Here is a 17361-nt window from a genome sequence, read left to right on the forward strand (position 1 = left end):
ACGATTCGAGCAGACGGAACAACGCCACCTCGAACGCGAACAACCCCGCCTGCGCGAACACCGTCCGATCGATCGAAATCTCGTCCGACAACGCGATGGCCAGCGAAACCGGCTGCTCCAGAAGCGGATCCAGCTTCGCGACGATCCCGTCGAAGTGCTCGGCGAACACCGGATACACCGCACGCAACGCGGCAGCCATACCAGCCCACTGCGCACCCTGACCCGAGAACACCACACCCGTCGACCCGGGAACCACCCGGCCGGTCACCACACCAGGAGCGGTTTCGCCGCGGCTCAGCACCCGCATACCCGCCAGCAGCCCATCACGATCCTCTGCCACCACGACCGCACGATGATCGAACACCGCACGCGTCGACGCCAACGAGAATCCGACATCGAGCGGATCCAGATCCTGATCGGCGACATGAGACGCCAGCCGCTCGGCCTGACCGGCAAGCGCCTGCCCACCGCGCGCCGAGACCGCCCACGGCAGCAATCCGCCGGACGGAGCGGCCGCCACCGGCTCAGGCCGCGCAGCCGGGGCCTGTTCGATGATGACGTGAGCGTTGGTGCCGCTGATACCGAACGAGGACACTCCCGCGCGACGCGGCCGATCCACCTCCGGCCACGCCACCGACTCGGTCAACAACCGCACGTGACCCTCGGACCAATCAACCTTCGTAGACGGCTGATCCACGTGCAGCGTCTTCGGCAACATCCCGTGCCGCATGGCCATGACCATCTTGATCACACCGCCCACACCAGCCGCCGCCTGAGCGTGGCCGATGTTGGACTTCAGCGATCCGAGCCACAGCGGACGATCCGAGTCGCGGTCTTGGCCGTATGTAGCCAGCAGGGCTTGGGCCTCGATCGGATCACCGAGACTCGTACCGGTGCCGTGGGCTTCCACCACATCCACCTCGGTCGGCGCGATCCCGGCATTGGTCAGCGCCTGTCCGATCACCCGCCGCTGCGAGGGACCGTTCGGCGCGGTCAAACCATTCGACGCACCGTCCTGATTCACCGCCGAGCCGGTCATCACCGCAAGCACTCGATGACCGTTGCGCTGGGCGTCGGACAACCGCTCGAGCACCAGGATGCCGACGCCTTCGGCCCAGCCCACGCCATCGGCACTGTCGGAGAACGACTTACACCGGCCGTCCGCCGACAGCCCGCGCTGCCTGCTGAATTCCACGAACGTCTCGGGCGTGGCCATGACGGTGACACCACCGGCCAGGGCCAGATCACATTCGCCCGACCGCAGCGAGGCCGCGGCCGAATGCATGGCCACCAGCGACGACGAACACGCGGTATCCACCGTGACCGACGGGCCCTCCAGACCGAGCACATACGAAACACGACCCGAGGCAATGGATCCCGCGTTCGCGTTGGCCGGATAGTCGTGATACATCATGCCGACCCACACACCGGTCCGGCTGCCCCGCAGCGCGCCGGGGTCGACACCGGCCCGCTCGAACGCCTCCCATGATGTCTCCAACAGCAGGAATTGCTGCGGATCCATCATCGCGGCTTCGTTCGGACTGATGTTGAAGAACGCCGGATCGAATTCGCCTGCGGCATGGAGGAATCCACCCTCGCGGGTGTAGCTGCTGTTCGGCTTCTCCCCGGCCGCGTCGTAGAGACGATCGACATCCCACCCGCGATTCACGGGGAACTGCGACGTCGCATCCGTCCCCGTCGCGACCAGATTCCACAGCTCCTCGGGTGAGCCGACCCCGCCCGGGTAGCGGCACGCCATACCCACGATGGCAATGGGTTCGTCGAGCCGAGGGTCGCGGGTCCGCTGCGCGCCACGAACAGCTGCCGCCGAGAGCTGGTGGTCAGCGAACTCACCGACCAGGTATTCGGCCAGCGCCTGCGGTGACGGATAGTCGAACACCAAACTGGCGGGCAACCGCAGACCCGTCACGGTCGCGAGGGCATTGCGGAACTCGATCGCGGAGACCGAATCGAAGCCGAGCTCGCTGAATGCTCGGGCGGCTTCGATCGTATTCGCGTTCCGATGGCCCAGAACGGCCGCGACTTGACCGCGAACGGTTTCCACGAGCACACCGAGTCGCTCGCTGTCGGGGGTCGCGGCCAAACGAGAACGCAGCGCCGTGGCGCCGCCCGAGACCGTCCGACGGCGCGCAGGAAGCAGGCCGGACAGCAGGGTAGTGGCCGACCCCTCGGTGCGGATGCCGTCCAGATCGAGACGGGCAAGCACGGAAACGGCCGCGTCGATTCCGGAAGTGGCGTCGAACAGTGCCAGACCCTGTTCCTCCGTCAGCGGCAGCATGCCGGACCGAGACATCCGGCGCCGCTCGGTGTCGCCGAGCTCCGCACCCATACCCCCGTCCGCGCCCCACAGACCCCACGCGAGCGACTGTCCGCTACGCCCGGCTGCCTTGCGGTGCGACGCTATCGCGTCCAAGCAGGCGTTGGCCGCCGCATAGTTGCCCTGTCCGGGATTGCCGAAGGTGCCTGCCGCCGAACTGAACAGCACGAACGCCCGCAACGGCAGGCCGGCGGTCAGCTCGTGCAGATGCAGGGCGGCATCGACCTTCGGCCGCAAGACCGCGTCCATCCGCTCCGGGGTGAGCGCGGCGATCGCACCGTCGTCGAGCACACCGGCCGTATGGAATACACCGGCGAGCGGATGGTCCGCGGGGATCGCGTTCAGTACGGCGGCCAGCGCGTCACGGTCGGCGACATCACACGCGGCGAACTCGACCTCGGCGCCGAGCCGCCGCAGCTCGTCCCGCAGTTCGTTTGCACCGGGCGCGGATTCACCGCGCCTGCTCAACAACAACAGATGGCGAACACCGCGCGTGGCCACCAGATGCCGGGCGAACAACCCACCGAGATAGCCGCTGGCGCCGGTGATCAGAACCGTCTCGTCCGGGGCGAAGGACGAGCCGGTGGCCGACGAAGGTGTCGCCCGGACGAGTCGCGCACCGAAGACCTGCCCGCCGCGCACCGCCACCTGCGGTTCCTCGGCAGCCAGAATCCCGCCGAGCAGGCCGTCGATGTCGGAATCGCTGTCCACCAGCACGATACGGCCTGGACTCTCCGCCTGGGCCGTACGGACCAGTCCGGCCACGGCGGCACCGGCCAGATTCGTAATGTCCTCCCCGGCAACCGATACCGCACCGCTCGTCCGGACCACCAACGCCGACGCGCCGAACCGCTCATCGGCAAGCCACGCCTGCAACACCCGCAGCACATCGTGAGTCGCCGCGCGAACAGTGTCCGGCGCATTTCCGGCCGGGCAGTCCAGCACCACCGCGGCGGGCACCTCGTCACCCAGATCCGCCCACGACGCCGCAACGATTCCGTTGCCGGACACCGAGATCGGTGTCCACTCGACCTGGAATGCGGCGCTGCGCGCGATGGACGAACCGTTACTGAGCTGCGCGGGATCGATCGGCCGTGACGCGAGCTTCCGCACCGTCGCCACGGCGGCTCCGGTCGAATCCGCCAGGTCCACCGCCACGGCACGGTCACCCACCCGGGTCAACCGCACCCGCAGCGCACCGGCGCCCGCCGCGTGCACCGTGACACCCGACCACTCGAACGGCAACTCCGGCCCCGCGCCCTCGCCGCGCAGGTGGCCGGCAGGCCGCAGCGCATGCAGCGCGGCATCGAGCAGCGCGGGATGCAGCCCGAAACCCTGGCCGTCCGCTTGGTCCGGGAGGGCAACCTCGGCGAATACTTCGTCGCCGCGCTGCCACGCCGCCCGCAGGCCCTGGAAGACGGGGCCGTATCCGTACCCGGCGTCGAGCAACTCGTCGTAGACACCATCGACGTTCACAACCTGCGCGTCGGCCGGAGGCCACGCCGCGAGATCCACGGCGGGCACGGCCGCGCTCGGGGCCAGCGCGCCTTCGGCATTCAACAGCCACGACGACGCGTCGACGTCCTCGTCCGGGCTGGAGAAGATCCGCACCCCGCGCCGACCGGTCTCGTCCGCGGCATCGACCACGATGCGCACCGCGGCTCCACCGGACTCCGACAGCACCAGCGGAGCGCGCAGCACCAGATCGTCCAGGGTCGAGCAGCCGACCCGCTCCCCCGCGTACATGGCCAGCTCGACGAATCCGGTGCCGGGGAACAACACGGTTCCCAGCACCAGGTGATCGGCCAACCACGGATGCGTCTGTACCGACAGGCGACCGGTCAGGATCATCGCGTCGGAGTCCGGCTGCGAGACCACCACCGAAACCAACGGATGGGCAGTCGCCACCAGACCCATGGCCCGGGCATCACCGCCACCGGCCGAGCCCTGGGATATCCAGTACCGCCGACGCTGGAAAGCGTAGGTGGGCAGGTCGATTCGGCGAGCTCCGGTACCGGCGTACAGAGCCACCCAGTCGAGATCGGCGCCCGCTACGAACAACCTGGCCAGGCCGATCGACACCGCGGACACATCGACCTGGTCCCGGCGCGACAGCGCGGCCACGGTTGCGGCCACACCATCCCCGGCATCGAGGGTCTGCGCGATCATCGGGGTCAGCACCGCATCGGGTCCGACCTCGGCGAACCTGGACACACCCATCTCCGCCATCGCGACGACCGCGTCGGCGAAACGCACGGTGTCGCGGACCTGACCGACCCAGTACGACGGATCGGACATCTCATCGGTGATCCGAGCACCGGTCACCGTCGACACCAACGGGATGGTGGGCCGACCGAAGGTCAAACCCTCGATCGCCGAAGCGAACTCGGCCAGCATCGGCTCCATCGACGCCGAATGGAAGGCGTGCGAGACCCGCAAACGGTGTGTCCGCCAACCCTGTTCGGCGCAACGTTCAGCGACGGCGAGCACATCGGCTTCGACGCCGGACAGAACCACCGATGTCGGGCCGTTGACCGCCGCGATCGACACCGCACCGTCCACCAGCAACGGCAGCACATCGAGCTCGGCGGCACCGACAGCGACCATCGCCCCACCAGAAGGCAACGCCTGCATCAAACGACCACGCGCAGCTACGAGAACACACGCATCCTCGAGCGACAACACACCCGCCACATGCGCCGCAGCGATCTCACCGATCGAGTGCCCAGCCACCACATCCGCACGCACACCCCACGATTCGAGCAGACGGAACAACGCCACCTCGAACGCGAACAACCCCGCCTGCGCGAACACCGTCCGATCGACCAGCTCACCGTCCGCCAACGCCGTACCCAGTGAAACAGGCTGCCCGAGAGCCGGATCCAACTGCGCGACAATCGCATCGAAGTGTTCGGCGAACACCGGATAGGCGGTCCGCAGCCCGGCGGCCATACCCGCCCACTGCGCACCCTGACCCGAGAAGACGAAACCCGTCGACCCGGCCGCGGCACGCCCGGTCACCACGCCGGGTGCCTGCGTACCGGCGGCCAGCGCCCGCACGCCGGCGAGCAGACCGTCCCGGTCATCGGCCACGACAACCGCACGGTGCTCGAACGCCGCACGGGTGGACGCCAGGGAGAAGCCGACGTCGACCGGATCGTGTTCGCCCACACGCGCTGCCAGGCGGGCGGCCTGAGCGGCGAGGGCCTCGGCGCTACGGGCCGAGATCACCCACGGCCGCGCAGCCGGTGCCGAGGCAGGCTCCGGAGCCTGGGCCACCACCGGCGCGGTCACCGGGGCCTGCTCCACGATGAGGTGGGCGTTGGTGCCGCTGATGCCGAACGAGGAGACACCGGCACGACGCGGCCGATCCACCTCCGGCCATGCCACCGACTCGGTCAACAACCGCACATGACCCTCGGACCAATCCACCTTGGTGCTGGGCCGATCGACGTGCAGCGTCATGGGCAGCACACCGTGCCGCATCGCCATGATCATCTTGATCACACCACCGACACCAGCCGCGGCTTGGGCATGGCCGATGTTGGACTTCAACGACCCCAACCACAAAGGACGATCTGAATCCCGGTCTTGGCCATAGGTAGCCAACAGCGCCTGGGCTTCGATCGGATCACCCAAAGTCGTACCAGTACCGTGCGCCTCGACCACATCGACCTCGGTTGGCGAAACCCCGGCATTGGCCAACGCCTGCCGAATCACCCGCCGCTGCGACGGACCATTCGGCGCCGAGAAACCATTCGACGCACCATCCTGATTCACCGCCGAACCAGCGATCACCGCGAGCACTTCATGACCATTACGGCGGGCGTCCGACAACCGCTCGAGCACCAGAACACCGGCGCCCTCGGACCACCCGACGCCGTCCGCGTTGTCGGAGAACGACTTACACCGACCATCCGGCGACAAACCCCGCTGCCTGCCGAATTCGAGGAACATGTCCGGGGTTCCCATCACCGCCACGCCACCGGCCAGTGCCAGATCGCACTCACCGGACCGCAGCGACTGCGCGGCGAGATGCAGGGCGACCAGCGAGGACGAGCACGCGGTGTCCACGGTGACCGACGGTCCTTCCAGACCGAACACATAGGACACCCGGCCCGAAACCAAACTGCCCGCGGCGCCGCTGCCGGTACCGGTGCGCTGGGCGTAGTCGTGGTACATCAGGCCGGTGAACACTCCGGTCGAACTGCCGCGCAGCACCGCAGGATCCACACCGGCCCGCTCCAGCGCCTCCCACGAGATCTCCAGCAGCAACCGCTGCTGCGGATCCATCAACGTGGCCTCGTTGGGACTGATCCCGAAGAAGTCCGCATCGAAATCCGCTGCGTCGTAGAGGAATCCACCCTGTCGCGTGTAGGTCTTGCCCGCCTTACCGGGCTCCGGATCGTAGATGCCCTCGAGATCCCAGCCACGATCCGTCGGCATCTCACCGGTGGTGTCGGTGCCGGAAGTGACCAGTTCCCAGAGGTCCTCGGGCGAGGCGACGCCACCGGGGTAGCGGCAGCTCATCGCCACCACCGCGATCGGGTCGTCGCCGGTGCGGACGCGCCCGATCACGGGCTTGTCGACCGCCACGGTGCCGGAGAGCTGGGAATCGATGAACTCGGCGACGACCTGCGCGCTCGGGTAGTCGAAGACCAGCGTCGCTGGCAGTTGCAGACCCGTCGCGGCATTCAGCTTGTTGCGGAACTCGACCGCACTCAACGAATCGAAACCGAGCTGCTGGAACGCCTGCTGCGGCTCCACAGCATCCACCGACGCATGCCCCAAAGTGGCAGCGGCCACCGAACGGACCAGATCGAGCACCGCGCGCGCACGATCCGCGTCCGACAAACCGGCCAGCTCGTGCGCGAAGGCTTGGCCCGCAGCCGTCTTGGTCTGTCGGCGGACCGGGGCCGGCGCCAACGAGCGAACCAGAGCGGGGATCTGCTCGCCCCGCGTCCGGAGCACCGCCGGATCGACCCGCAGCGCCACCAGTTGCGCCGAATCGGTGGCGATCGCGGAATCGAACAGCGCGAGGCCCTCGGCCTCGGTCAGCGGCGGGAAGCCTTGGCGGCGCATTCGATCGAAGTCGTCTTGGGACAGCTCGACACCGAGCCCCGAGGATCGCGCCCACAACCCGTAATCCACCGCCGTCGCAGGCAATCCCAAGCTACGACGGTGTGCCGCGAGCGCATCGAGGAAGACATTCGCCGCGGCGTAGTTCGCTTGACCCGCGGCAAGAACCAATCCGCCTGCCGAGGACACCAAGACGAACAGCGACAGATCGCGCGTCAGCTCGTGCAGATGCCACGCCGCATCGACCTTGGGCCCGAACACATAATCGACCCGCTCGGCCGTAATCGACTCCACCAAGCCGTTGTCCGAGGTCCCGGCCGCGTGCACCACGCCAACCAGCGGATGTTCGACCGGAATGCCGTCCAGCAACGCCGCCAACGCCGACCGATCAGACACATCACACGCGGCGATGGTCACCTGCGCGCCCAGCTCGGTCAGCTCCGCGCGCAGCTCGGCCGCACCCGGAGCATCCAGGCCACGCCGAGACGTCAAAAGCAAATGGCGCACACCATGTTCGACCACCAGATGCCGAGCGATCACCGCACCCAGACCACCGGTGCCACCGGTCACCAGCACGGTGCCCGGTTCGGACAACCGAACGATCGCGCCGGGCGCGTGACGGCGCAATCGCGGCACGTACGCGCTCATACCCCGCACCGCGGCCTCGGGCTCGGTCGCGACAGCCGCCGCCGCGGCGAGCGCATCACCCTCGGCGTCCAGATCGATCAGCTGGAATCGGCCAGGATGCTCCGCTTGCGCGGCGCGCAGCAGGCCCCACACCGGCGCCTGGCCCAGATCCACGTCCTCCGAATCGGCAACGGCCACCGCGTGCCTGGTCAGCACCACCAAACGCGAACCGGCGAAACGACTGTCGGCCAGCCAACGTCGGACGGTGTCGAGCACGCCCATCGCGACCCGGCGGGCGGCCTCCGGCGGCGCGCCCTCGTGGGTGGGGCACTCGAGCAGCACGAGGTCGGGCACCACCTCGTCGGGGTTCGCGTCCAGTTCGGCGATCAATGCCGCGAGATCGCCGTCGCGCCCGCCGAGAACCGCCGCCCGGTCCGGCTCGACGCTCGGCGTGGACGGCGCGGCAGCGACCCATTCGATACCGAAGAGGGCATCCGATACCCCTGCTGCGCTCAGGCGATCGGCCGACACCGGCCGAGAGATCAACGCGCCCACCGACAGAACGGGCCGTCCCTGCTCATCGGCCATCCGCACCGAGAATCGGTCGCCCTGCAGCACGATCCGCACTCGCACCGCCGCGGCGCCCGCCGCGTGCAGCACCACGCGGTTCCAGCTGAACGGGAGTGCCGGGAAACCGTCGAGGCCGCCTCGAAGACCGTGGACGATCGCGGCGTGCAGCGCCGCGTCGAACAGCGCGGGGTGGATACCGAAACCGTCGGCGTCCTTCGGATCAGGGAGCGCGACCTCGGCGAACACTTCGTCACCGCGCTGCCATGCGGCCCGCAGGCCTTGGAAGAAGGGGCCGTAGCCGTAGCCGATATCGAGCAGCTCGTCGTACGCGCCGTCGACGTCCAGCGGTTGCGCGCCGGCCGGTGGCCACGCGACGAGGTCGAAGTCGGCCGTCACCTCGCCGGGGACGAGCACGCCTTCGGCATGGAGCACCCACGGACCCGCGGCTGTCTGCCGCGAGTGCACGCTCAGCCGCCGTCGTCCGGCCTCGTCCGGGGCCGCCACCACGACCTGCACGGCGACATCGCCCTCGGCCGTGAGGGTCAACGGAGTATGCAGAACGAGCTCGTCGACCACCTCGCAGCCCAGCAGGCCACCGACGTGACCCGCCAGTTCGACGAATCCGGTGCCAGGCAGCAACACGGTGCCCAGCACGCTGTGATCCGCCAACCATTCCACCGAATCCAGCGACCACCGGCCGGTGAAGCTCACCGCACCCGAATCCGCGTGCGGCACAATGGCGCCGAGCAGCGGATGTGCCGCCGCGTCCAGCCCGACCGCGCTGACGCCGCCGAGTTCGGCGCCGAGCCACGACTGGGCGAGCATCTGCTTGGCGTCGAGCCAGAACCGTTCGTGTTGGAAGGCGTAGGTGGGCAGGTCGATTCGCCGCGCCCCGGAGCTGTCGTAGACGGCGGCCCAATCGACCTCGGCACCGGCCACGAACAACCCGGCCACCGCACTGGTCACGGCCACCGCGTCCGCGTGGTCACGCCTGGTCATCGCGACAGCCGTGGCGTCGCCGAGAGTCTGGGCGACCATCGGGGTCAATACGGCGTCCGGCCCGACCTCGGCGAACCTCGAGACGCCCGAACCGGCCATCGTGGCAACGGCATCGGCGAACCGGACCGTATCCCGGACCTGGCCGACCCAATACGACGGATCACTCATCTCGTCTACGACTTGCGCGCCGGTCACCGTCGACACCAGCGGGATGCTCGGACGATCGAACACCAAACCTTCGACCACCGAAGCGAACTCGGCCAGCATCGGCTCCATCAACGCCGAATGGAAAGCATGCGAAACCCGCAAACGGTGCGTGCGCCAACCACGCTCGGCACACGCCTCGACAACAGCCTGAACCGCGTCCTCGACACCGGACAGCACCACCGAGGACGGACCATTCACCGCCGCGACCGACACCTCGTCGACGCCTGCCAGCAACGGCAGCACATCACCCTCGGACGCACCGACAGCCACCATCGCCCCACCGGAAGGCAACGCCTGCATCAAACGACCACGCGCGGCGACCAGCACACAAGCGTCCGACAGCGACAACACACCCGCCACATGCGCGGCAGCTACCTCACCGATTGAATGCCCAGCCACCACATCCGCACGCACACCCCATGATTCGAGCAACCGGAACAACGCCACCTCGAACGCGAACAACCCCGCCTGCGCGAACACCGTCCGATCGACCAGCTCACCGTCCGCCAACGCCACGCTCAGCGAAACCGGCTGCTCCAGCATCGGATCCAACTGCGCGACAATCGCATCGAACTGCTCGGCGAACACCGGATAGGCGGTCCGCAGCTCGGCAGCCATACCGGCCCACTGCGCACCCTGACCCGAGAACACCACACCCGTCGAACCCGGCACCACCCGGCCGGTCACCACACCGGATGCGGGCGTACCCGCGGCCAGCGCCCGAACGCCCGCGAGCAGCCCGGCACGGTCATCGGCCACCACGACGGCCCGATGCTCGAAGACACCGCGCGTCGACGCCAGCGAGAAGCCGACATCGATCGGATCGTGGTCGACCACATGCGATGCCAGCCGCGCAGCCTGAGCGGCCAGCGCCTGGCCGTTGCGCGCCGACAGCACCCACGGCACGGCAGGGACGGCCCTGACCTCCGGGACCGACTCGACCGCCGATGCCGGAGCCTGCTCGAGAACGAGATGTGCGTTGGTGCCGCTGATACCGAACGAGGACACACCCGCACGACGCGGCCGACCCACCTCCGGCCACGCGACCGCCTCGGTCAGCAGCCGGACATGTCCCTCGGACCAGTCGATCTTCGTGGACGGCTGGTCCACATGCAGGGTCTGCGGCAACAGTCCGTGGCGCATGGCCATGACCATCTTGATCACACCACCCACACCAGCTGCCGCCTGAGCGTGACCGATGTTGGACTTCAACGAACCAAGCCACAGCGGACGATCCGCATCGCGATCCTGGCCATAGGTGGCCAAAAGGGCCTGGGCCTCGATCGGATCACCCAAAGTCGTACCCGTACCGTGCGCCTCGACCACATCGACCTCGGTCGGCGACACCCCCGCATTGGCCAACGCCTGACGAATCACCCGCCGCTGCGACGGACCATTCGGCGCGGTCAAACCATTCGACGCACCATCCTGATTCACCGCCGAACCAGCGATCACCGCGAGCACTTCATGACCATTGCGACGCGCGTCCGACAACCGCTCCAACACCAGCACACCGGCGCCCTCGGACCAGGCGACACCGTCGGCCGTGTCGGAGAACGACTTGGACCGGCCGTCCGGCGACAGCCCCCGCTGCCTGCTGAACTCCACAAAGGTCTCCGGAGTCGCCATCACGGTCACGCCACCGGCCAACGCCAGATCGCACTCCCCCGACCGCAGCGACTGCGCCGCCAAATGCATTGTCACCAAAGACGACGAACACGCCGTGTCCACCGTGACCGACGGGCCCTCCAGACCGAACACGTACGAGATCCGGCCGGAGGCAATGGATCCCGCGTTCGCGTTGGCCGGATAGTCGTGATACATCATGCCCGCGAAGACACCGGTCGCACTGCCGCGCAGCAGCGCGGGGTCGACACCGGCCCGCTCGAACGCCTCCCACGCGGTCTCCAACAGCAGGAACTGCTGCGGATCCATCAGCGCGGCCTCGTTCGGGCTGATGTTGAAGAATGCCGGATCGAACTCCCCTGCGTCATGCAGGAATCCACCCGAACGCGTGTACGTGGTGTGCGGTGTCTCCCCGGTCGGGTCGTACAGCCGCTCGGTGTCCCAGCCGCGGTTCACCGGGAACTCCGACGTCGCGTCGGTCCCGGTCACGACCAGCTGCCATAGGTCCTCGGGCGACCGGACCCCGCCCGGGTACCGGCACGCCATACCCACGATCGCGATCGGTTCGCCGTCGAAGACTTTGGCGGCGGTGACCGCCACGTCGTGCCCGGTGCCGGTGAGCTGTTCGGTCAGGTGTGCGGCAAGCGCCTGGGGTGTGGGGTAGTCGAAGACGACCGCGGCCGCCAGCGACAGACCGGTGGCGGTCTTGAGCCGGTTGCGCAGCTCGACCGCACCCAGGGAATCGAAACCCAGGTCCTGGAAGGCTCGATCGGGATCGATCGCGGAGGCACTGTCGTGGCCGAGAACGGCCGCGATGTGGGTGCGGACGGTATCGAGCACCGCCTGCCGCTGCCGACCGGCGTCCAGACCCGAAAGCCGTTGCCGCAGACTCGACCCCACCGCCGAGAGCGCCGCGGTCCGCCGCACCGCAGGCGTAAGGGCGCGCAGCAGCGGGGGCAGCAGCCCGGCCTCGGCCTTGGCGCGGATCGCGGCGGTGTCGACCATGGCGATCACCGCGTGCGCCGTGCCGCGTTCGAGCACCGCGTCCCAACCGGCCAACGCGGACTCGTCCGGGATCGCGGTGAATCCGGCCCGGCTCATTCGAGCCAGGTCGGCTTCACCCAGCTGCCCGGCCATACCGCCAGAGCGCGCCCACGGACCCCACGCCAGCGACTGACCGGCCAGTCCGCGGGCGCGCCGGTGGGCGACCAGCCCGTCCAGGAAGGCGTTCGCGGCCGCGTAGTTGCCCTGGCCGGGTCCGCCAACGGTGCCCGATATCGACGAGAACACCACGAACGCGGCCAGATTCAGGTCAGCGGTCGCGCGGTGCAGATGCCATGCGGCATCCACCTTCGGTGCCAGCACCGCGTCCACCCGCCGGGGTGTCAAAGAGGCGATGACCCCGTCGTCGAGCACACCGGCGGCGTGGATCACACCGGTCAGCTGCTCGGGAATGTCGGCAAGCAGCCCGGCCACCGCGTCGGCGTCGGTGACGTCACACGCCACCACCCGCACCCGCGCACCCGACTGCTCCAGCTCGGCGCACAACTCCGCGACGCCATCGGCCCGAGGACCACGGCGACTCACCAGCAGCAACGACCGTACGCCGTGCTCGGCCACCACGTGCCGGGCCACCACGGCACCCAAACCACCTGTGCCACCGGTGATCAGCACGGTACCCGCACCGAAGGTGTCATCGACGGTCGATGCGGACGCGGCGGGTGCGGGCCGGGTGAGCCGCGCGGTGTGAGCGATGCCGTCACGCAGGACAACTTGGGGTTCGCCCACGGCCACGACAGTGGCCGCGACGGCCTCGTCGACACCGGTGTCGGTGTCCACCAGGACGATTCGTCCCGGATCCTCGGTCTGCGCGGACCGCACCAAGCCCCACACCGCGGCACCGGCGAGATCGGTGAGGTCCTCGTCGGCCATCGCGACCGCACCGCGGGTGGCGACCAGCAGTGTGCTCGCGGCGAACCGGTCCTCGGACAGCCACGCCTGTACCACCTCGAGGACGCGTGCGACCTCGGCGTGGGTAGCGGTCACCACGTCGGCGCCGGAGGCTTCGCTCCACCCGGACCCGGCCTCGACCACCACGACCGGAGGCACCGCCGCCTCGGGATCCAGCCGGTCCCACCGGACCGCGCCCGAATCCGCAACGGCCGAATCCGTTTCGACCGGCGACCACACCACTTCCAGCACCGGATCGGCCGTGCCGCTCAGGCCCGTGGCGAGCTGCTCCAGCCGCATGGGCCGTGGCGTCACCGAGCCGGACAACACCGGCTGCCCCTGCTCGTCCGCCGCCCACAGCGACACCGACGATCCGCCGGTGGTCAACCGAACGCGCAGCACCGACGCCTCGGCCGCGTGCAGCGCGATCGACTCCCACGAGAAGGGCAGCACGACTTGACCGGCGGCCATGGCGAACGGTGAATCCTGCTGTCCCGCGGCGTCGTCGAGGACACCTGCCAGTAGCCCGGCCTGAAGCGCACCATCCAGCAGGGCCGGATGGATCCCGAATCCTTCGGCGCGCGCGCCACTGTCGGCGTCGATGGCGATCTCGGCGAATACCTCGGTGCCACGTCGCCACAACGCACGCACACTCTGGAAGGCCGGTCCGTACTCGTAGCCCCGTGCCGACAGCGCCGCGTACGCGGACGCGACGTCGAGATCGGTCGCCGCGGCAGGCGGCCAGGTGTGCGATGCGGGCGCGGCCGTGTCGTCCATGGTGGTCAGCTGCCCCCGCGCGTTCAGGACCCACTGACCGTCCGGGTCGTGCTCACCGCGCGAGTAGATCGAGATCGGCGCGAACTCTGGCCCCGGCCCGCCGACGACAACCTGGATCCGCACCCCTCCCGAGTCGGGCAGCAGCAGCGGCGCCCGCAGCGTCAGGTCGTCGATCACCGGATATCCGGCTTCGGCACCGGCGCGCAGTGCCAGCTCGACGAAGCCGGTCCCCGGCAGCAGGATCGACCCGGCGACCGCGTGGTCGGCCAGCCACGGCTGCGTCGCCACCGACAACCGGCCGGTCAGCAGCACGTCGCCGGACTTCGCTTCCGACACGACCGCACCGAGCAGCGGATGCCCCATCGCGCCGAGACCCACCGATTCGACACCGGCGGCGCCGAGCGCGGGTTCGAGCCAGAAGCGCCGACGGTCGAAGGCATAGGTGGGCAGTTCCACCGGCGCCGAATTCGGTTCCGCGAGTATGGCGTTCCAGCGCACCGGCACCGCCCGCACGAACAACCGCGCGACCGCGGCGAGGATCTCGGCTGGTTCGTCGCGCTCGGGGTGCAGCACCGCCACCGCGGTCGCCGCCTCCGGTAGGCACTCGGCTGTCATCGCCGACAGCACCGAGTCGGGACCCACTTCCAGGAAGGTGTCCACACCGTCGGCCCAGGCCGCTGCCGCGGCGTCGGCGAAGCGCACCGGCCGCCGCACCTGATCGACCCAGTACTGCGGCGAGCACCACAGGCCGGGATCCGCCACCGCCCCGGTGACGGTCGAGATCACCGGAATCCGGGGCGGATCGAAGCGCAGTGTCGCGACCACCTCGGCGAACCGCGCCAGCATCGGTTCCATCAACGAGGAGTGGAAGGCATGGCTGACCCGCAACCGCTTGACGCGCCGCCCGCGCTCGCGCAACTGCTCGGCGAGAACGTCCACGACCTCCGCGCGACCGGAGATCACCACTGCCGCGTGGCCGTTGACCGCCGCGATGTCCACCCCGTCGACGCCGTCAAGCAGTGCGGTGATCTCCTGCTCACCGGCCTGCACCGCGAGCATCGCTCCGCCGGTGGGCAATTCCTGCATCAACCGGCCACGCGCCGCGACCAACGCGCACGCGTCGGCCAGGCTCAGCACGCCGGCGATATGCGCGGCGGCGATCTCACCGATCGAATGCCCGAACACCACATCCGCGGTGACGCCCCATGATTCGAGCAGGCGATACAGCGCCACCTCGACCGCGAACAGCGCCGGTTGGGTCAACCGGGTCTGCTCCAAATCGTTTCCGGAGCCGATCGCGTCCCGCAAGGAGAGGCCGAGCAGCGGATCCAGTTGCGCGCAGATTTGGTCGAAAGCCTCGGCGAACACCGGGAACCGGCCGTACAGCTGCTGACCCATGCCCGCCCGCTGGGAGCCCTGCCCGGCGAACATCACAGCGACCTTCGATGTCGCGCCGGAACCGACGGCGACATCGGGACCCGGTTCGCCGGCCGCCACCGTGGCCAGTCTGCGCAGCAGCTCGTCCCGGTCGGCACCCACGACCACGGCCCGATGCGTGAACAGCGTGCGCGTCGAGATCAGCGAATGCGCTATATCGGATACCGACACCGCGGGATCGGCGGCCACGAACTCGCGCAACCGCGCGGCCTGCGCCCGCAGCGAGGCCTGCGACTTCGCCGACACGACCCACGGAATCGCCCCCGCCACAGTCCTTTCCGAGCCGCCGGTGTCGTCGCCCGGCTCGGATTCGGCTGGCGTGTCCGCTGGTAGGTGTTCCAAGATGACGTGCGCGTTGGTGCCGCTGATGCCGAAGGAGGACACCGCGGCGCGGCGCGGACGGCCCGCATCCTCGGGCCACTCCCGCTTCCGGGTCAACAGTTCGATCGCTCCGCTGGACCAGTCCACGCGCGGCGTGGGCTCGTCGACATGCAGGGTCGGCGGCAGCACCCCGTGCCGCATCGCCATGATCATCTTGATCATGCCGCCGACGCCCGCCGCGGCCACCGTGTGACCGATATTGGATTTCAGCGACCCGAGCCACAGCGGCCGCCGCGGATCACGGTCTTGTCCGTAGGTGGCGAGCAGGGCGTGTGCTTCGATCGGATCCCCCAGCACCGTGCCGGTGCCGTGCGCCTCCACCACATCCACGTCGTCGGTGGAGAGCCGCCCGTTGGCCAGCGCGGCGCGGATCACCCGCTGCTGGGCGGGACCGTTCGGCACGGTCAAGCCGTTGGACGCGCCGTCCTGATTGATCGCCGTTCCGCGGATAACCGCCCACACCCGATGGCCGTTTCGCTGCGCGTCGGACAGCCGCTCCAGCACCAGCACACCCGCGCCTTCGGCCCAGCCCGTGCCGTCCGCCGAGGCGGCGAACGACTTGCACCGGCCGTCGGCCGCGAGACCCCGCTGCCGGGAGAACTCCACGAACATCCCCGGCGAACCCATGACCGTCACGCCGCCCGCCAACGCCATCGCGCACTCCCCCGAGCGCAGCGACTGGGCCGCCAGATGCACCGCCACCAGCGACGACGAGCAGGCGGTGTCCACCGATACCGCCGGGCCCTCCAGGCCGAGCGCGTACGCCACCCGGCCCGACACCACGCTGCCGGTCGTGCCGGTCAGCAGGTAGCCCCGCAGGTCCACCGGACCCGCGTGCAGCAGATCGGCGTACTCCCCGTTCGACGCACCGGCGAAGACACCGGTATCGGATCCGCGCAACGTCGACGGGTCGATACCTGCTCGTTCCAGGGCTTCCCAGGAGGTTTCCAACAGGATCCGCTGCTGCGGGTCCATCGCCAGCGCCTCGCGCGGGCTGATCCCGAAGAACTCCGCGTCGAATTCCGCCGCGTCGTAGAGGAACCCGCCCGAGCGGGTGTACGACTTCCCGCGCGCCTGCGGGTCCGGATCGTAGAGCCCGTCCACATCCCAGCCGCGGTCGGTGGGGAACTCACCGATCGCGTCGACGCCCTCCGACACCAGATTCCACAGATCCTCCGGAGAGGCCACCCCGCCCGGGTAACGACACGCCACACCAACGACCGCGATGGGCTCGAATTTCTGATCCTCGACTTCCCGCAGCCGCCTGCGGGTTTGGCGCAGATCGACCGTCAGGCGCTTCAGGTAGTCAAGGGTCTTGTTGTCGTCGACCATCTAAGTTCAGCAATCCTTCCGAACTCGAGCCACGCTCG

The 17361-nt window shown here is 69.0% G+C and carries 1 protein-coding gene; it reads right to left on the reverse strand.

Translation table 11 applies throughout. The features are described from left to right. Nucleotides 1–17323: type I polyketide synthase (locus CRP45_RS34510; protein WP_097244665.1), on the reverse strand; the 17323-nt coding region annotated here is incomplete at its 3' end. Nucleotides 17324–17361 lie beyond the last annotated feature (38 nt).

This window comes from Nocardia amikacinitolerans (assembly GCF_900215415.1).
Taxonomy (GTDB): Bacteria; Actinomycetota; Actinomycetes; order Mycobacteriales; family Mycobacteriaceae; genus Nocardia; species Nocardia amikacinitolerans.